This window comes from Shinella sp. NM-101, assembly GCF_021401195.1.
Taxonomy (GTDB): domain Bacteria; phylum Pseudomonadota; class Alphaproteobacteria; order Rhizobiales; family Rhizobiaceae; genus Shinella.
In genome coordinates this window covers 38,586-55,815 of sequence record NZ_JACBFT010000024.1, presented here as the reverse complement: position 1 = coordinate 55,815, position 17,230 = coordinate 38,586, and the positions used below count along the sequence as shown (strand labels likewise).

Sequence of the window (17,230 nt, the reverse complement as noted above, 5' to 3'; positions counted from 1 at the left end):
ATCGTCGCCATCGTCGCGACCATGCGAAAGCTCCTCACCATCCTCAACGCCATCATCCGGGACGGAAAACCATGGCAAAGCGCTTGACTGACAAGACAGTCGCTCTCCCCTCGGGGAGAAGGTGCCGGCAGGCGGATGAGGGGGATGCCGAAGGCAAAAGAGAAAGTCTTTTCGTACCTCGCCCCCTCATCCGACCCTTCGGGCCACCTTCTCCCCGAGGGGAGAAGAGAAGAGCGGCAACGTCGAATTCCATAGGCGATAGCCCTTACCGCCAGAGCGCGCGCACCTCCTGCCGCAGCATCAAGGCCTCCGCCCAGCGGTCCGTCGTGTCGTTGCCGTCCCTTCCGGTGATGGCATAGGGCTTGGGACCGAGCTCGCAGGTGAAGACCAGTTCGGCATCCTCGGCCGCGTTTGCGCGCCAGTGGCGAAAGCCGTCGTCCCACCAGTTCAGGAAGAGGTCGAGCCAGGGGCGGTGATGCGGGAAGGAGATCTCGATCTGCACCTGCTCGCGCGAGGCGACGCGGCCGTGGAAGGCGCGGGCGTTCTGCAGGATGCGCCGGATGAGGGCGTGGTTCTCCTCCTCGACCGGAAAGGCGAATTCCCGGCCGACGAGGAAATGCGAGAGGTCGGCGAGAAGCGGCAGATCGGGGCGGCTGTCGAGAAGATCGAGCGTGAAGAACAGGTCCGTGGTCATGCGGTCGCGGTGGGTCTCGATGAAGACCGGAATGCCGGCCCGCTCGGCAAGCGCCATCCAGCCGTCGAGCAGCGGCAGGCAATCCTCCACCCGGCGCAGGCGGATATCGGGCTGGAGGTTGATGTGCCTCACCGGATATTCGGCGGCCAGTTCCAGCGGCAGGCGCAGGTCCTCGACGGTGCGCGGGAAGCAGACGCCCTCGATCCCGAGGCCGGTTCCCCGCAGCGCCTCGTCCAGCGTCCTGACGTCCGCGCGCTTCGTGTAATGCGCGCTGACGCCGTCGAAGCCCGCCTCCGCGATCATCGCGATGTTTTCCGCAAGGCTGCGCTCATGGCCGTCCGTATGCCGGCGTTCCATGGCCCAGAGCGACTGGAAGAACAGCAGCTTCTGCATCACGCCGCCCGCGCGCTCTTGAGAAGAGCCTTGAGGTTCACGGCGGGGTCCGAAAGCGCGGCGGGATCCGGGCTGATGCCGGCGGCGATCAGCATCTCGGCGAGCTTGATGTCCTTCGCAAGGCTGTTGCCCGGACCGAGGCCGGCGGCGGCCACGAGACGACCGCCGTCGAGATAGAATTCCAGCTCGCCCTCCCCGGCCGGCCGCAGGATGCAATCATGCCCCTGCTGGGGCAGGCCCGCGACCTGCAAGCCGAGATCGTACTGGTCGGACCAGAACCACGGGATTGCGGCGAAGGCTTCGCTCGCGCCCGCCATGTTGCGCGCGGCGGTTTCGGCCTGGCTGCGCGCGTTGCGCCAGCTTTCGAACCGGACATGGCCGCCGCCGGCCACGGATACGGCCGCGCAGTCGCCCGCCGCGAAGACATGCGGATCGCTGGTGCGCAGGAAGGAATCCGTCAGGATGCCGTTGCCGGTCGCAAGGCCCGCCGCCTCGGCAAGGCCGGTATCCGGCACGACGCCGATGGCCGAGACGACGATATCGGCCGGAACCCTCGTCCCATCGGCCAGAATGACGGCATCGGGCGTGATCTCGGCGATGCCCTGCCCGAGGTGGAACCGCACGCCCTCTTCGGCATGGCGCGCATGCAGCCGCGCGGCAAAGCGCGCGGGCACGGCGCGGCCGAGCGGCCTTACCGCCGCCTCGACGACGCTGACGGCAATGCCCTTGCCGCGCAGCACCGCCGCAAGCTCCATGCCGATCAGCCCGCCGCCGACGATCGCGACGGTTTCCACCCCTTCAACGCGGGAGAAGATCGCCGCCGCATCCGCGAAAGTGCGGAAGTCGAGCGCCCGTTCGGCGCCCGGGCAGGCGAGCCGGCGGGGGCGCGCGCCGGTGGCAAGTAGCAACCTGTCATAGGCAAGCGTCCGCCCGTCGCCGAGGAGAAGGTGGCGACGGGCGGCGTCGATCTGCACTACCGGCATGCCGGGAAGATAGTCGATGCCGGCGGCTTCGAGAGCCTCGGCCGAGCAGATCGGTTTCATCTGGACGACGCCGTCCAGCGGCTTGGAGAGCGACGGGCGCTCATAGGGAAGATGCGGCTCCGTGCCGGCCAGCGTGACCGGACCGGAAAACCCGGCCTCGCGGAGCGCGAAGGCCGCGCGGGTGCCCGCTTCGCCCGCGCCGATGATGACGATCCCGTTCATGAGGCTCTCCTTGGAAAAAAGATCGCCGGTACGCCCGGAAACGCACCGGCGGGGAGGATCAGTTCCGCGTGGAATAGTCCGCCATGTTCTTCGGCGTGACGAGCTCGAAGGGCACCCAGACCTGCCTGTCGACGGCCTCGCCGCGGGCGAGCGCCACGGCGGCGTCCAGCGCGCTGCCGGACTGGCCCCTGGCGTTCTGGAACACGGTCGCGTCGAGATCGCCCGCCGCCATGGCGGCAAGGCCGTCCTGCGTGGCGTCGATGCCGATGACGATCACGTCGTCCATGGAGACGCCCGCCGCCTTCAGCGCCTGGATGGCGCCGATGGCCATTTCGTCGTTGTTGGCGAAGACCACGTCGATGGGCTGGCCGGCGGTGATCCAGTTTGTCGTCAGGTCCATCGCATTGGTGCGCGTCCAGGCGGCGGACTGCTCGTCGGCGATCGTCACGGCCTTGCAGTCGCCGCCCGCCAGGGCGTCCTTGAAGGAGGAGGTGCGGTCGCGCGAGGCCTGATGGGCAAGGTCGCCCATGAGGATATAGACCTGCGCATCCGAAGCCTTGCCCTTCTCCTTCAGCAGCGAACAGGCCGCCTCCCCGGCAAGCCGCCCGGCGTCCGTCTCCTTCGAGCCGACATAGGCCTGCTTTTCGGGAAGACTGGCGAGGTTTTCCGGCTCGAGATTGAGGAACACGAGCGGAATGCCGGCCTTGGATGCCGCCTCGCTGACGCCGGGGGCGGCGGAGGTGTCCGTCAGCGTCATGATGATCGCATCGACACCGGCGGCGATGAAGTTGTTCACCTGGTTGAGCTGCTTGGAGATGTCGGTCTGCGCATCCTCGACCTGCACGTTGACGCCGTTCACCTCGGCGGCGCGGGCGCCGATGCCCTCGCGCAGCAGCGTCTGGAAGTTGTTGTCGAAGCTCTGCATCGAGACGCCGATCGTCTCGGCCGAAGCAGCGCTTCCCATCAAGGCGGCCAGAACGGCCGCCAGGCATAGAGATTTCATGTCATTCCTCCCAATGGGTGCCGGTTCACCCGCTCGCACACCGGAGGCCCGAAGGGCCCGATCGATGATGCGTGGCCTTCAGGAAAGCGCCACGCGCACCTCGCCGTCGATCACCTCGGCGGGATAGGTCTTCAGGTTCTCGCAGGCGGGAAGGCGGAGGGCCTCGCCGGTGCGATAGTCGAAGGCGCCGGAATGCTTGGGACATTCCACCTCGAAATCCATGACGAGCCCGTCGGCAAGATGGATCGCCTCATGGGTGCACAGGCCCGCCGTGCAATAGACGCTGTCGTCCGGGCCGCGATAGATCGCATAGGTGCGGCCGCCATGGTCGAAGCGCACGGCGCCCTCCTGCTCGATATCGTCGATCCTGCAAGCGGATACCCAGGTCATTCTGCGGCTCCCCGGACTTCGGTGCGGGCCTTGCGGGCGGCGAGCTTTTCCTTGCGCCTGCGGTAGCGCTCCTGCATGCGGGCCTCGCCCTCCGGCGAGCCGTCGTGCCAGGTGCCGAACCACTTATCGAGCGGGATCAGGGCGTCGCCGTAGTTCACCTCGAAATACTTGTGGTGCAGGTAATGCGCATAGGCGTGGCTATCGACCAGCCTGTCCTCGCCGACCTCCACCTTGTCGAAGCCGACATGGCCGGGAATGGCGCCGAAGCCGGCATAGTGGAGCTGGTAGAGCATCAGCACCGGGTTGGACGGCAGGATCAGGTGATAGAAAGCCGTGCCGAGATAGAGGAAATGCTCGACCGGGTGCATGGACAGCGACGACCACGGCGACGGGTTCACCGAATTGTGGTGGACCGAGTGCACCCACTTGTAGAGGAAGGGCACGTGGATGAGCCGGTGGATGCAGAAGAAGTGGAATTCGTGGATGATCGGCACGACGAGCGCGACCAGCGCCAGCGTCCACGGGTTCTCCGCGAAGGTCAGCCAGGGCGCATAGCCGTTGGCATAGGCCCACAGCATGCCGACCTCGATGGCCGTCCAGATCGTCACGCCCGACAGGAAGGTGCGCAGCATGTTGTCGACGTTCTGGCGGTCGAACCAGAAAACGTTGTTCTTCTGGTCGGAGGGAAACCTGCCATTGTACTTGAAGCGGTTCTCCTGCCGCTTCAGCACGTAGAGGTGAAGCTCGAAGGCACCGTAGAACAGGAAGACGCAGACCGCGTTCACCGCATAGAGCCAGAGCGCCCAGCCGATGGCGAGCGTCTTCATCGTCTCGACCGGGGGGATTACCCAGGCCCAGTAGGCCACCGCCGAAAGCGCGAAGATGGCGTTCCAGGGGAAGAAATAGTGCGGCAACCATTTGAGGATCGCCATGAGCTTCGGCGGGAAGGCGAACAGCGGCGCGGTCTCCACCGGATCGTTCGGCGCCCAGTCGCCGCGCTTGTTGCGCTTGCCGTATTTCAGATCGTCCATTGCGCTCTCCTTCGGGCTTTCGCCCGCACAATTGCCGGATGACGGGAGAGCGCCGCCGGCCCTCCTCCTGACTTGAAAAATATCAGGAACAGGGCGGCGCGCCGAAGGCTTCCTTGATCAAATCAGATCAAAGCCCCTCGGCCGTGATGGTGATGAAGCGGATGGGATTGCGGTCCGGCTCGATGTCGGTCAGGCCGATCCGGCGCAGGACGAGATCGAGGGCGCGCTGGGCCTGCGCCTCCGGCGCCTGATCCAGCACCACGTCCATGATGCCCTCGCCGAGCGCCGCGCGGGTATAGTCCGTCAGCTCATGGCCGACGAAGAGGATGTCGCGCCCGCGCGGGTGGCGCTGCAGCACGCTGATCAGCGCCGCATTCGCCCCGCCCGCATTGTAGAGGCCGACGAGATCGGGGTGCCTTTCGAGCACCATCGCCAGCGTCTCCGCGCTGAAATGCTCCTCGTCGCGGGTGAAGCCGAGCCATTCGAAGGCGATGGGGCCGGGATGCTTGAGGAAATAGTCGGAGAAGCCGCGGATGCGGTCGCGATGCACCTGGTAGATGGGATGACAGAGGGCGACGACCGGGCCTTGCGCCCGCGCCATGCGCGCGATGAAGAAGGCGGCCGTGCGGCCCGCCGCTTGATTGTCGATGCCGACGAACTCGCCCGTATGGCCCGAGGCGCGCGTAACGACATGGACGACCGGAATGCCCCGGGCGACCACCGCCTCGACCGCCGCGCTGATCAGCGGGCTGTTGGGGACGGCGAGGATGAGGGCCGCGCGCGGCGTCTCGGTGGAAAGGATGCGCCTTGCGATCGCCTCCGGCTTCATCTCCTCGGTGAAGCTGCGCTGGACGACCACCAGCGGATCGAGCGTCGCGGCGATGCGCTCGAAGGCCCGGGAAAGCCGCCGGTAGAACGTCGTCTCCGGCCGCACCATCAGCACCTCGATGCGCAGCAGGCCGCGATGGGTATCGGGCAGCGTGCGCGGATATTTGAGGCTTCGCGCGGCGATCACCACCCTGGCGACGAGGTCCGGCCGCACACCGCCGCGCCCGTTCAGCACCCGCTCGACCGTCGCCGTCCCCACGCCGGCATGGCGGGCGATGTCGCGGTAGTTCGGCTTGCTCACGGTACGGCGTCCTTCGATGGCTTCAGGGCGAATCCGAGCCTAGAGCAATTCCGGCGAAACTGCGTAGCGGTTTTGCGTCCGGATGCGCGGAAATGCTTCCCCCCGGCCCGACGCTTGCATGTGCCTCTGAAGCAGGAAATCGAAGCCGGACGCTGGACTATCTTTCGCGGTCATCCCCTCACCCGCGCGCCGGAGGGATCGTAAAGCGGTTCGAAATGGATCTTCGCGGGCGTGCGCTCCATGGCGACGACGAGCTCATAGTCGCCGCCTCTCAGGAAGTCGTCGTCGAGGCCATCGACGCGGCGCACATAGCCGTAGCCGATGTTCCTGCCGAGCGTATAGCCGTAACCGCCGCTGGTCAGGTAGCCGACAGGCTCGCCGTTCCTGAGGATCGTCTCGCGGCCGACGAGAACGATGTCCGGATCATCCACCGTAAAGCCGGCGAAAGCCTTCCTGCGTGGCTCGCCCCGCACCGCCTCCAGCGCCCGACGGCCGAGAAAATCCGTGTTCTTGCGCAGCTTCACCGCCCAGCCGAGCCCGGCGTCGAAGGGCGTGTCGTTCGGGGTGATATCCGCCCCCCAGGCACGGTAGCCCTTTTCGAGGCGCAGCGATTCCAGCGCGCGGTAGCCGACCGGACGTATGCCGGAAGGCGCCCCGGCGGTCATCAGCGTGTCGAACACGTCCCCGACGGCGGCGATCGGCATATGCAGCTCCCAGCCCAGCTCGCCCACATAGGTGACGCGCAGTGCGCGCACGACATGACCGGCGATCACGATCTCGCGCACATGGGCAAAGGGAAAGGCCGCATTGCCGACATCGGCGTCCGTCGCGGCGGCCAGCACGTCGCGTGCCCTCGGCCCCATCAGCGAGAGGGTGCCGAAATTCTCGGTCACGTCGCGCAGCGTGACGTCGAGGCCCTCGGGAAGATGGTCCGCGATCCAGCCGAGGTCGTGCGTGCGAAAGCCCGTGCCCGTGACGATATAGAACATCGTGTCCGAAAGCCGCGCGACCGTCAGGTCCGCCTCGATGCCGCCCCGGCTGTTGAGAAGCTGTGTGTAGGTCAGCCGGCCGGCGGGTTTTCCGACATCGTTGGCGCAGATCCAGTCGAGCGCCTTCAACGCGTCCGGCCCGGTCATCTCGTACTTGGCAAAGGAGGACTGGTCGAAGAGGCCGACCGCCTCACGCACATGGCGGTGCTCCTCGCCGACCGCGGCAAACCAGTTCTGCCGCCCCATGGAGTAGATGTCCCGCAGCGCCTCGCCCTCCGGCGCGAACCAGTTCGGCCGCTCCCAGCCGAGCTTCGAGCCGAAGACCGCTCCACGGGCCTTGAGACGTTCGTAGAGCGGCGAGACGATGCGCGGCCGACCGCTCTCGTATTCCTCGTGCGGGAAGGCGATGGCGTAATGCTTGCCGTAGGCTTCGAGCGTCCGGTCGAGCACCCATTGGCGGTCGCGGTGCATCCCGGAAAACCGGCGGATGTCGACCGCCCAGAGATCGAGCGGCGCCTCGCCGTCGACCACCCATTGCGCCAGCACCCAGCCCGCCCCTCCCCCCGAGGCGATGCCGAAAGCGTTGAAACCGGCACCCACGAACATGTTGCTACATTCCGGCGCGGCGCCGAGGATGAAGTTGCCGTCCGGCGTGAAGCTTTCCGACCCGTTGATCATCTGCCTGACGCCGACCCTCTCAAGCGCGGGCACCCGGGCGATGGCCTGCTCCATATGCTGCTCGAAATGGTCGAAATCGTCGTCGAACAGCCGGTAGGCCCAGTCGTCGGGCACGTCGCCGGTCGTCCAGGGCTGCGGGTTCGGCTCGTAGCCCCCCATGACGAGCCCGCCGACCTCCTCCTTGAAATAGGTCCGGCGGTCCGGATCGCGCACCGTCGGCGCATCGCCGGCAAGGCCGGGCACCTTTTCCGTGATGATGTACTGGTGCTTGACGGGCTGGAGCGGCACGCTGCAGCCCGCCATGGCGCCGACCTGCCTTGCCCACTGTCCGGCGCAGTTGACGACCTTCTCGCAGGCGATGTCGCCGAGCGTGGTGCGCACGCGCCTGATGCTGCCGTCCTCCATTTCGAAGCCCGTGACGCGGACGTTCTCGACGATCCGCGCACCGTGCATGCGCGCGCCCCTGGCGAGCGACTGGGTGATGTCGGACGGGCTTGCCTGTCCGTCGGTCGGCAGGAAGGAGGCGCCGACGAGGTCGCCGACCTCCATCAGCGGCCACATCGCCGTCACCTCCTGCGGCGTCAGCAGGTGCATGTCCATGCCGAAGCTCTTCGCCGTGGTGGCGAGGCGGCGGAATTCCGTCCAGCGGTCCCGGTTCGTCGCAAGGCGCAGGCACCCGGTCATCTTCCAGCCAGTCGCAAGGCCTGTCTGGATTTCGAGATCCTTGTAGAGATCGACGGAGTATTTCAGCACGCGGGTAATGGAGGCCGAGGAACGGAGCTGGCCGACAAGGCCCGCCGCATGCCAGGTCGAGCCGGAGGTCAGCGTGCCCTGCTCCAGAAGAACGACATCCGCCTTGTGGTCGCGCGCAAGATGATAGGCCGTCGAGCAACCGATGATGCCGCCGCCGATGACGATGATTTCGGCGTGGGTAGGCAGGGTCATTTGGTGCATTTCCCGTATGTCGTCCTGTACTGGTCGAGCGCCTTGTCGAGGCGCGCGAGATTTTCCGCCGCGTAGCCGGCATAGTCCGCGCCGGGCGCGGCAAGGTGCAGCTCCGATACCATGCTCCACATCGCCTCCCGCAGGAGCGAGGCGCATTGCATGGCGCCGTGCGCCCGGCGGATCGCCGTGTCCGGCGGCCCGCCGAAATAGGCGTCCAGGAAGTCCTCCGCCGCCTCGGGCGAAAACCCGGCATTGGAGGTCGCACCGGCGAGGTCGAACATGGCGGTGGAAAAGCCGGCATATTCGAAATCGATCAGCCACAGCCGCTCCCCGTCATCGAGGATGTTGCCCGGCAGGAGGTCGTTGTGGCCGAAGACGATGGGCAATGGCACCTGCGCCGCCTCCAGTTCGCCGGCAAGCGCGAGATAGGCGGGAAGCTGCGGCAGCATGCGGCTGCCCCCCGCCCTCAGGGTCCGTGCATAGTCGCGCACCACATGGAACGGCCAGAAGAGGAAGGCGGCGCCGCTGATCTCCGCCGGCATTGCGGCATGGAACCGGCGCAGCAGGTCGGCGACGCGCCGCCGCTGCGCGACGACGTCCCCTGCCCCGAAGGTCCGTGCCCCGAGATAGGCCGACACCATGACACCCGCCTCCGCATAGCGGATTTCCGGCCCGAAGCCCGCGGCATGGGCGGCGCGCGCGGTCATCAGCTCCCGCTCTCGGACAACGTGATGAAAGGGGTAATCCTTGCCGAAGCGCACCACATGGCGCCCTGCCCCGTCGCTGACAAGGTAGCTCTCGTTGCTGATGCCGCCGCTCAACGGTGCGATCTCGATGGCGCCGCTCCAGCACGGCAGGCACCGGATACGGTCTTCGACCGCGCGGGCGAGCATTGCATGCCCGTCCATCAACGTCCCTCCCTAGGCTGGCCGGGTCGGCAAGGGCGTCCCCAGCCCTGCAATTGCCTGCCCAGCCGCCCGCGCATCGTTCCCCGATTGTCCTGCCGACCGCCTTTTCACCAATGTCGTTCCGGCAACGTGAGGCTGTCAATCCCGGGATGTGGTTTTTTATGTGTTTCTGCCCGTTTATGACGCTTTCTTGCCAGCCGCCGCGGGACGGATTATGAAACGAGGGAACGCTCCCCGGATTCGACCGACATGAACCATTCCAAGCGCCACAACGACATCATCCGGCTTCTCCAGCAGCACGGGACGGTGACGATCGCCGACCTCGCCAGAAAGCTCGACGTCTCGCTGGAAACCGTGCGCCGCGACATCAGGCCGCTGACCGACAACGGAGCCGTGGTGAAGATGCACGGCGCGGTGGCGCTGCCCTCCGTCGTCGGCGAGGCGCCGTTCGAAAAGCGCATGCGCGAGAACAGCGAGGCGAAGAAAGCGATCGCCATCGCCATGGCCGCCACCATTCATGACGGCGATTCCATCATGCTCGACACGGGAACGACGACGAGCTACCTCGCCCGCGAACTCCTCAGCCATCGCCGGCTGACAGTGGTGACCAACTCGTCCGACATCGCCCGCACCCTTTCGACGGTCAACGACAATCGCGTCTACATGGCCGGCGGCGAGCTGCGCAGCGACAACGGAGCGGCATTCGGCGTCTCGTCCATCGAGTTCATCAGCCATTTCACCGTCGGCCATGCGGTGATCACCGCAGGCGCGATCGATGCGGCGATCGGCATCATGGACTACGATCTGGAGGAAGCCGAGTTCGCCCGCGCCGTCGTCTCGCGCGGCAAGCGCACGGTCGTCATCACCGACCACACCAAGTTCGGGCGGCAGGGGCTCGTTCGGGTCTGCGAGTTCGGCGCCCTCACCGACCTCTTCACCGACAGGGCCCCTCCCCGCGACATCGCCGCCGCCCTCAAGACAGCGGGCGTCACCGTAACCCTCGCCCGCTGAGTTGACCGCAGTAAACCGAAAGCCCGGCGAAAGGGTTCGCCGGGCTTTCGGTTTATTGAACAGTCCATTCCGGCTGGCTACCAGGAGGTGCTGGCCTTCAGCATGAAGGTGCGACCCGCGCCGTAACCGCACAACGAGACGCCCTGGCAACTCGACACGTACTCCTTGTCGAACAGGTTTGCCACGTTGAGCGCTACGCTCCAATTGTCACTCTCGTAGCGGATGGCCGCGTCGAAGAGAGTGGCACTGTCGACCTTGAGCGTATTGACGCGATCGGCCCAACTTTCGCCGATATAGCGGACCCCGGCGCCGACGCTGAGGCCTTCCAGTTGATCGCCCTGGAAGGCATAGTCGAGCCACAGCGAGGCGGTCAGGTCGGGAATCTGGATCGGCGTGGTGCCGGCCTGCGCAAAATCGTAGCTTGGGCCGTAGGGGCTTATGACCTCCGCATCGAGGTAGGTCACGCCACCGATGACTTTCAGGCCGTTGTCGAGATTGGCGTGGGCGGACAGTTCGACGCCCTTCACCCGCACCTCGCCGATGGTCTCGGTCAGCGGCGGCGCCGTCGAAACCTGCGTAGGAACGTTCTGGCGCGTAATGTCGAAATAGGCGAGCGTGAAGAGGCCGTCGAAAGACGTCGGGGCGTACTTGATGCCGGCTTCCCACTGCTCCGCGGATTCAGGCGCCAACAGCGCGCCTTGGCCGTTGTCGCTTGTCGTTGGGCTGAAGGATGTCGAATAGCTGACATAGGGCGTGAAGCCATTGGCGAACTCATAGGCAAGAGCCGCCCGGCCGGTGAACTCATTGTCGTTGCGTTCCATGCTCGACGTATCGAGCTTCGAGGAAACGAAATCGTAGCGGCCGTTCAGCGTTGCCAGCCAGCCCTCCCCAAAGCGGATCTGGTCCTGGGCATAGAGGCCGAACTGGTTGAGGGTCGTCCTGCTCTCCGGCCCCAGCGCTGGCGGTCCGTAAGCTCCGCCATAGATGGGGTTGAGAATATCTATCGACGGCGTGGTGCCGGGGAAGAACGCGGCGTCGGCCGAGGGGTCATAGAAAGTCGATGCCCCATGGCGGTACCAGCGATAGTCCGCACCGAGCAGCAACGTGTGCTGGAGCGCACCGGTATCGACCATGCCTTCAAGCTGATTGTCGACGGTGAAGGTATTGACCTTGGTGTCGTGCGCCCAGCGATAGCGCTGCAAGGTGGTTCCGGTGAAGACGCCGTTGCTGTATAGGCCGTCCTCCTGCAACGAAACCGTGCCGTAGCGAAGGTTCTGGCGCAGGGTCCAGTCGTTGTCAAATGTGTGCGAGAACTCGTAGCCGATCATCGCCTGCGTACGGTCGTACTGCTCGACGTCCTTGTCACCGTAGAAGAAATCGCGCGGAATCTTGTAGCCGGCGGCATTCGGAACCACCGTACCGTAATAGGGCAGGAAGCCGGTGCTGGTATGGACAATATCCTGCTCGACAGTGAGCCAAGTACCGTGAGGCTGGTCGCTTCGTCCGGCTGCCACCGGAAGCTCGGCGCGATGGCGCCGCGCAGGTCCTCGGCGTGGTCCGTCTCCCAGCCACCGCCTGACAGCTTTCCGTTCACGCGGTAAAAAAGCGCATCGCTCAACGTGTCGCCGATGTCTGCGGCGAGATAGCCGTTGCCGAAGCTGTTGACGCCCGTTTCCACATAGCGATGGTGCTCGCCGGGGCGCTTGCTGACATAATTGATGAAGCCCCCGGGATTGCCGCCGCCATAAAGCGCTGACGACGGGCCTTTCACCACCTCGATGCGCTCAAGGAAGAACGGGTCCATCAGGAAGGTGCCGAACCCCGTCTGGTAAAAGGACAGGCCGTCGAGGAAGATGCCGGACTGGTCCGCCTGGAACCCCCGTATGAAGATCCAGTCGGTGTCGGAGTCCGTTCCGTAGGTCGAGGGATTGACGCCAGGCACATAGCGGAGCGCCTCGTCAATCTTCTGCGGGCTCTGCATCTCCATCTGCTCCCGACCAACGACCGAGACGGACTGCGGAATATCCTTGATTTCCGTGGAGGCCTTGGAACCGGTACGCGACTTCTTGGCGACAACGCCCTTTACCGGATCGACGCCGGTGGTATCGCCTTTCGCGTTGCCCTGCTCGACGCGGATCTCCTCAAGCTGCGTGGACGGCGTGCCATCCTGCGCGTGGGCAGCCAGCGGTGCCAGCAGGGCGATTGCGGTTCCGCAAGCCAGAGCCAGCCTCTGCGATTGTTGTTTCCTCAACTTCATTATCATCAGCAGACACCCCGAACAGGCCGCCCATCCCAGGCAGCCGCAATAAGCTGAGTGATTAACTCAGATTTAATCGGCGGGATTGTCGCATTCCGCGAAAATTGAACGTTCTTGGGCAATTCTCCCGATGGCGGATATTCGCCCGCAAACGCCTCAGGCAATTTGCGTCTTCTGCCAGTGGGCGGGCGTCGTTCCGACGTTCTTGCGGAAGACACGCGTGAAATGGGCCTGGTCGGCGAAGCCGGTTTCGGCCGCGACCTCTGTCAGGGAGTATTCTCCGTTTCGAATCAAGAGCTTGGCGCGATCCAGCCGCGCATTCATTTGCCATTGGTGGGGTGCGATGCCGGTCGATGCCTTGAAGGCGTGGCTGAAATGGGACTGGGAAAGGCCGACGAGGGCTGCCAGTTCCTCCAGGCGGATATTGCGCAGGCAGTTTTCCTCGATGAAATCGGTGGCGCGGCGCAATTGCCAGCCGGCAAGCCTGCTGCGCTTGCGGCCCGGCGCCTTGGCGAGCTTCATGACATCGATGATCAGGGCAAGCGAAAGGCCGTCGCCGTAGAGATCATGGAGCGGCCGCGGGTTGACGCATTCGGCGGCGATAAGTTGCGCGAGGGAGAAGAGCCTGCTGTCGGAGAAGAAGAGCTGCGGCACGGAGAGACGCTCGGGATCGAGATCCTCCGCAAGGCGCCGGCTGATCGTCTCGACGTCGAAATGCAGGTCGAGATGACGCATGAACTGATGATCGACGAGGTCGGCCCAGAGCTCGAAATCGGCGGGGATATAGGCGATCGGGCGACGCCCCCAGTCCGCCACCGTCTCCTTGCCGCCCGGCGACATGCGGATGCGCGACTGGCCCGGTCCTCGCTTGTCGAGCAGAATGAAGAGCCGCGGATCCTGGCCGACATAATAGCCTCCCGCAAAGGGCGCGCATTCCACATCCCAGACGTCGGCGACGATGCCGTTCCAATGCCGGCGGTTGAGATCCCCGACGACGGAAAAGCCTTCGATCCGGTTCTGCATGCGCGGCTGGAACGTCATCTCGCCGATCAATACCTTCTAACTTCCATCAAGTTTTATCGTGCACCAGGCCGCAATGCAATATCCCGGAAATCGGAAGGGGACCGGCTGTGACCTCACGCGCGAATCAGGGCCAATGCAACGGCTTCCGATGGCGGGGAAGGGAAAAACGGACTTGGTATGGGAGAGTTTACGGCGGTAAACCGGCGTTGCGAGAGTTGCCGTGCCGGTATTGGCTTGCCAGTATGGACAATCGCGCTTCCGGCTTTAGGGCCGAGCGGGCGCTGCAGGACATAAGGAGAAGGGATACAGGCTACCGCATGGCCGGCAAGGAACATGCAGGGCCGATGGCTTTTCTTCAGACCCGCCGTGCACGCCGCGATGAAGCAAACGACAGCACGACAGCGCTAAGACCACGGTATGAGGCCGCCTTATCGGACGAAGGAGTCCCGCATCATTCCGGCGGGACGCGTTGGTCGATCTCTGTGAGAAAGGCGGGGAGGGGAGTACTCACTCCGGCAGGCGGGCGTCGCCGAGAGCGATATTCAGGAACGACGCGATCGCATCCGTGACGATCGCATGGTCGATCCGCTCCGGCACGCCGGAAACCGTCACGGCGCCGACGCAGCCGAGATCGCCGACGAAAAGCGGAAAGCTGCCGCCATGGACGGAGAAGTCAGCATAGGAAAGGTTGCGCGCTTCGAGCTGGTCGCGCCCCGAAAGCGCCAGCCGCCGGCCGACGAGATAGGAGGCGCTCCACAGGCGCAGCACGGTATTGCGCTTGCGGCGAATCCATTCGGCGTTGTCGGTCGTGCTGCCGGGCAGGGCGGTATGAAAAAGCGTGCGGTCGCGCAGCGAAATGTCGATCGCGACGCCGGCGCCGCGGGCGAGGGCGGTTTCGCGAACACGGTTTCCAAGCACCCAGGCGTCCTCCACACCGAAGCTGCTGAATCGCAGGAGTCGCTCCTGTTCTTCCAGTCGCCGGATGTCCTGCGCAATCGTCTCCGTCATCGCCGCCTCCCTTGGTTTCACCTGATCGCTTCTACCGGGACTCGCTATCGAGGGGAAGGCGGCTTGACGGAGATCAAGGATGCGGTGCACGAAGACCCTAGTGTGGGCCACCTCAATCGACCGACGGATTTCCGATGCCGGACAGTTTCTTCGCTTTCGCCATTCTCGCGCTGCTCTTGACGCCGGGGCCAACCAACACGCTGCTGACCGTGGGCGCGGCAGCGCGTGGCCTGCGCGCCAGCCTGCCGCTGCTTCTGGGCGAGATTCTGGGTTATCTGGTCGTCGTTGTCCCGCTGGCGACCATTGGGGCCTCCCTTCTGGAAGGTCGCCCGGCACTTGCTGCCGGCCTTCGCCTGCTCGCCGCCTGCTGGGTGCTGTTCCTGGCGATCCGACTCTGGCGGGTTTCCTCCGTCGAGAAGGCTCGGAGTTCATCGGCGCCCGTAACGGTCGGCCAGGTGTTCCTGACCACGCTTCTCAATCCGAAGGCGCCGATCATCGGGCTCGTCATCATGCCGCACGGAGCGCTTGTTGATATCGCACCGGCCCTCGGCCTTTTCAGCCTGCTCGTGCTTTGCGCCGGAACCGGTTTCCTGACGCTCGGCGGCCTCGCCGGCCGGACACCGCTGCTTTCACCGCGCCTGATCTACCGGATCGCGGCCTTCTGCCTCGCGGCATTCTCGATCGGGCTTGCCGGCAGTGCCTCCGGCATGATCTGAGGTCAGAGGTCTTCCGCAAGGTGCATGCGGGAAAGCTCCTGCTGCACCTCGTCCTGAAAGGCGAAGACCGCCGCTCGCGCCTGGTTTTCGCTCGTTCCGAGCTTGCGCAATTCCTCTGCCAGTTCGCGGCAGACTTTCATCCAGTAGAGGCGGGCATCCTCGCCCTGCAGGCCGTCGAGCTCCCCGGCGCAGCGCCGCACATGCGCGGTCCTCCGCTCGGCGGGGAAGGGCACGACGGGGCCGGACTTGGCGGCAATGGAGCGGCGCGGCTGGGCCGAGGCAAATGACGGCATTGATTCGGGCTTCCTTGTCTTCCGCCCATGATTAGGAACCGCATGGTTAACATGCGGTTTCCAAAGCGGATTCGTGGCGCCTCCTGCCATCATCCCGCACGCTTTGCCGGCGCGCCGTTCGCTCGTGCCAGGGCCATCAGCATCGGGCCGAGCGAGAATTCGCCACGCTCGGCCCTGCGGGTGAGATCGCGCAGATAACCGCCCGCCGAGTTGATATGGCCGGCGCGCTCGAGAATGCAGGCGATCACCGTCGCCGCATTCTCAGGGCCGAGCGCCGCGCAGGCCTCCTCATAGGCCGACGGGCTGACGGCCAGCATCGAACGCACCACGACGGCCGCCGTCATGAAGTCGCGCCAGTTCGAAATGCTGCCGCCAGGCCCGAAGGGCACGATTTCGGGGCAGGCCTGCAGGACGAGGGGCAGCGGGTAGGGCTTGTGCGGATCGGCTCCTGCCGAAAGATGACCGTGATTGCGGCGGACCGCCTGCATCCGCGCTCCAGTTTTCAACGGTTCGCCTTCGGGTGCCGCCGACGTCTCCCATCCTGCCGCCGGTCGAGGTGGGGTTTCACCATCGCCACCCGGCTTCTTTTCGAAGCGAGGTTCAAAGTCAGAGGTGGAGTCGGATTTTGAATTCTGTTTGTGCCGCTCAGTATGGTCGGCATTGCCAGCCGTATTCTTAAAATTTACCTGCTGGTCCAGGCATTTAAGGACGTCTGCGCGCAGGGTCTCGAGCGCCGCGAGGATCGGCGCCAGTATTTCTACAGTTGCAACGCGCGGCAGCGCCTGGACCTGGCGGCGGTATTCCGCCTCGAATCCCAGCCAGTCGCCGGCCAGGCCGTCTTCCAACGCGGTCTCGATCAGCTTGGCGATGTCGCGGCGGACCAGCGTCACGCGCTCGCGCAGCCGCTGCAGCAGGAGCCGTTCGGCCGAGACTTCCGCGGCAAGCGTCTCGATCTCCCCGGCCCGGGCGAGCAGCGGCGCAAGGGAGAAGCCGAACGCTTCGCCGATCGTGCCCTGCTGGTCGCGGCGCACATAGCGCTTGCCGTTCGGGCTGTCGCGGCGCGTCAGTAGGCCGGCCTCGACAAGCGCGGCAAGATGGCGGCGCAGCGTCGTCTCGGCCATGCCGTGCGTGCGCAGCGAAAGCTGGGCATTGGAGGGAAACACGACCAGCCCCTCGCTGCCGACGAGGTCGGTCTTCGGATAGAAGCTCATCAGCGCATTGAGCACCGAAAGCGACCGATCGCTGATGCCGAGCTTCGGCCGCGCCTCGCAGAGCCAGCGATAGAGCTTCCACTTGTCCACGCTCGCCTCGGGCGAGACCGTCTTGGCGATCGCTTGGCTTGCCAGCATGCCAAGCGTCATCGCACGCCGCCCGAAGGGCGTCGTTATGCCGTCCGTCTCCATGTCTCTTCACCTTTCAACAGGCAAAAGAGACCCCATCACCGAAACCGGCGCCGAAAAGGCTTGACTGTGATTCGGGGAAGTGCGATTCTCAGGCTGCTAAACGATGAGAAGGGCTTCCGCGACGGTAACGTTGAGGGGGCCTTTTTCTTTTGCG

The 17,230-nt window shown here is 65.1% G+C and carries 16 protein-coding genes; 2 read left to right on the top strand and 14 right to left on the bottom strand.

Annotated elements, in window-relative coordinates:
* Positions 1 to 265 precede the first annotated feature (265 nt).
* The 8 genes from L0976_RS26475 to L0976_RS26440 form a co-directional block, all read right to left on the bottom strand.
* Positions 266 to 1,090 carry a sugar phosphate isomerase/epimerase gene (locus L0976_RS26475; protein ID WP_234189892.1) on the bottom strand — a complete coding sequence of 275 codons (825 nt, stop codon included), beginning with the start codon at positions 1,088 to 1,090 and terminating at the stop codon, positions 266 to 268.
* Positions 1,087 to 2,292: an NAD(P)/FAD-dependent oxidoreductase gene (locus L0976_RS26470; RefSeq protein WP_234189891.1), complete on the bottom strand. Its 1,206-nt coding sequence runs from the start codon at positions 2,290 to 2,292 to the stop codon at positions 1,087 to 1,089. The genes L0976_RS26475 and L0976_RS26470 overlap by 4 nt, the downstream gene beginning before the upstream one ends.
* A gap of 58 nt (positions 2,293 to 2,350) precedes the next feature.
* Complete coding sequence (locus tag L0976_RS26465; protein ID WP_234189890.1) at positions 2,351 to 3,295, bottom strand: substrate-binding domain-containing protein; 945 nt, start codon at positions 3,293 to 3,295, stop codon at positions 2,351 to 2,353.
* A gap of 78 nt (positions 3,296 to 3,373) precedes the next feature.
* Positions 3,374 to 3,685 carry a MocE family 2Fe-2S type ferredoxin gene (locus L0976_RS26460; protein WP_234189889.1) on the bottom strand — a complete coding sequence of 104 codons (312 nt, stop codon included), beginning with the start codon at positions 3,683 to 3,685 and terminating at the stop codon, positions 3,374 to 3,376.
* A complete protein-coding gene (locus tag L0976_RS26455) occupies positions 3,682 to 4,716 on the bottom strand; it encodes a sterol desaturase family protein (protein ID WP_203315734.1) in 1,035 nt (344 codons plus the stop codon). The genes L0976_RS26460 and L0976_RS26455 overlap by 4 nt, the downstream gene beginning before the upstream one ends.
* Positions 4,717 to 4,843: 127 nt before the next feature.
* Positions 4,844 to 5,845, bottom strand: coding sequence for a LacI family DNA-binding transcriptional regulator (locus L0976_RS26450; RefSeq protein WP_234189888.1), 1,002 nt, complete (start codon positions 5,843 to 5,845; stop codon positions 4,844 to 4,846).
* A 170-nt stretch (positions 5,846 to 6,015) separates the two neighbouring features.
* Entirely contained in the window at positions 6,016 to 8,457 is a 2,442-nt protein-coding gene (locus tag L0976_RS26445; RefSeq protein WP_234189887.1) for an FAD-dependent oxidoreductase, read from the bottom strand.
* Complete coding sequence (locus L0976_RS26440; RefSeq protein ID WP_234189886.1) at positions 8,454 to 9,365, bottom strand: choline/ethanolamine kinase family protein; 912 nt, start codon at positions 9,363 to 9,365, stop codon at positions 8,454 to 8,456. Before L0976_RS26440 ends, L0976_RS26445 begins: the two co-directional genes overlap by 4 nt.
* A 249-nt stretch (positions 9,366 to 9,614) precedes the next feature.
* On the opposite strand from L0976_RS26440, the gene L0976_RS26435 reads away from it, so the two are divergent.
* Complete coding sequence (locus tag L0976_RS26435) at positions 9,615 to 10,376, top strand: DeoR/GlpR family DNA-binding transcription regulator (RefSeq protein ID WP_203315730.1); 762 nt, start codon at positions 9,615 to 9,617, stop codon at positions 10,374 to 10,376.
* 77 nt (positions 10,377 to 10,453) lie between these two features.
* Here L0976_RS26435 and L0976_RS28810 read toward each other — a convergent pair whose 3' ends face one another.
* The 4 genes from L0976_RS28810 to L0976_RS26420 all read right to left on the bottom strand — a co-directional run bounded on the left by L0976_RS28810 (position 10,454) and on the right by L0976_RS26420 (position 14,664).
* Positions 10,454 to 11,791, bottom strand: coding sequence for a TonB-dependent siderophore receptor (locus tag L0976_RS28810; RefSeq protein WP_370643871.1), 1,338 nt, complete (start codon positions 11,789 to 11,791; stop codon positions 10,454 to 10,456).
* Positions 11,701 to 12,639, bottom strand: a complete 939-nt coding sequence (locus L0976_RS28805; RefSeq protein ID WP_370643868.1) for a TonB-dependent receptor plug domain-containing protein — start codon at positions 12,637 to 12,639, stop codon at positions 11,701 to 11,703. Before L0976_RS28805 ends, L0976_RS28810 begins: the two co-directional genes overlap by 91 nt.
* Before the next feature lie 150 nt (positions 12,640 to 12,789).
* Positions 12,790 to 13,674, bottom strand: coding sequence for an AraC family transcriptional regulator (locus tag L0976_RS26425; protein WP_234189895.1), 885 nt, complete (start codon positions 13,672 to 13,674; stop codon positions 12,790 to 12,792).
* Positions 13,675 to 14,163: 489 nt separating this feature from the next.
* Positions 14,164 to 14,664, bottom strand: a complete 501-nt coding sequence (locus L0976_RS26420; protein ID WP_234189885.1) for a heme-degrading domain-containing protein — start codon at positions 14,662 to 14,664, stop codon at positions 14,164 to 14,166.
* Positions 14,665 to 14,798: 134 nt separating this feature from the next.
* Between L0976_RS26420 and L0976_RS26415 the strand changes: the two genes are divergently transcribed.
* A complete protein-coding gene (locus L0976_RS26415; protein ID WP_234189884.1) occupies positions 14,799 to 15,380 on the top strand; it encodes a LysE family translocator in 582 nt (193 codons plus the stop codon).
* A 2-nt stretch (positions 15,381 to 15,382) separates the two neighbouring features.
* On the opposite strand, the gene L0976_RS26410 is transcribed toward L0976_RS26415, so the two are convergent.
* Entirely contained in the window at positions 15,383 to 15,673 is a 291-nt protein-coding gene (locus tag L0976_RS26410; protein ID WP_234189883.1) for a DUF6074 family protein, read from the bottom strand.
* 89 nt (positions 15,674 to 15,762) lie between these two features.
* Positions 15,763 to 17,076: a plasmid replication protein RepC gene (gene repC / locus L0976_RS26405; RefSeq protein WP_234189882.1), complete on the bottom strand. Its 1,314-nt coding sequence runs from the start codon at positions 17,074 to 17,076 to the stop codon at positions 15,763 to 15,765.
* Positions 17,077 to 17,230: the final 154 nt, after the last annotated feature.

What these genes read in the sequence shown, in the direction of transcription:
- L0976_RS26445 (WP_234189887.1), bottom strand. Translation starts at nt 8,457, where the DNA reads ATGACCCTGCCTACCCACGCCGAAATCATCGTCATCGGCGGCGGCATC.
- L0976_RS26460 (WP_234189889.1), bottom strand. Translation starts at nt 3,685, where the DNA reads ATGACCTGGGTATCCGCTTGCAGGATCGACGATATCGAGCAGGAGGGC.
- L0976_RS26425 (WP_234189895.1), bottom strand. Translation starts at nt 13,674, where the DNA reads ATGACGTTCCAGCCGCGCATGCAGAACCGGATCGAAGGCTTTTCCGTC.
- L0976_RS26410 (WP_234189883.1), bottom strand. Translation starts at nt 15,673, where the DNA reads ATGCCGTCATTTGCCTCGGCCCAGCCGCGCCGCTCCATTGCCGCCAAG.
- L0976_RS28805 (WP_370643868.1), bottom strand. Translation starts at nt 12,639, where the DNA reads ATGATAATGAAGTTGAGGAAACAACAATCGCAGAGGCTGGCTCTGGCT.
- L0976_RS26455 (WP_203315734.1), bottom strand. Translation starts at nt 4,716, where the DNA reads ATGGACGATCTGAAATACGGCAAGCGCAACAAGCGCGGCGACTGGGCG.
- L0976_RS26415 (WP_234189884.1), top strand. Translation starts at nt 14,799, where the DNA reads ATGCCGGACAGTTTCTTCGCTTTCGCCATTCTCGCGCTGCTCTTGACG.
- repC (WP_234189882.1), bottom strand. Translation starts at nt 17,076, where the DNA reads ATGGAGACGGACGGCATAACGACGCCCTTCGGGCGGCGTGCGATGACG.
- L0976_RS26465 (WP_234189890.1), bottom strand. Translation starts at nt 3,295, where the DNA reads ATGAAATCTCTATGCCTGGCGGCCGTTCTGGCCGCCTTGATGGGAAGC.
- L0976_RS26435 (WP_203315730.1), top strand. Translation starts at nt 9,615, where the DNA reads ATGAACCATTCCAAGCGCCACAACGACATCATCCGGCTTCTCCAGCAG.
- L0976_RS26440 (WP_234189886.1), bottom strand. Translation starts at nt 9,365, where the DNA reads ATGGACGGGCATGCAATGCTCGCCCGCGCGGTCGAAGACCGTATCCGG.
- L0976_RS26420 (WP_234189885.1), bottom strand. Translation starts at nt 14,664, where the DNA reads ATGACGGAGACGATTGCGCAGGACATCCGGCGACTGGAAGAACAGGAG.
- L0976_RS26470 (WP_234189891.1), bottom strand. Translation starts at nt 2,292, where the DNA reads ATGAACGGGATCGTCATCATCGGCGCGGGCGAAGCGGGCACCCGCGCG.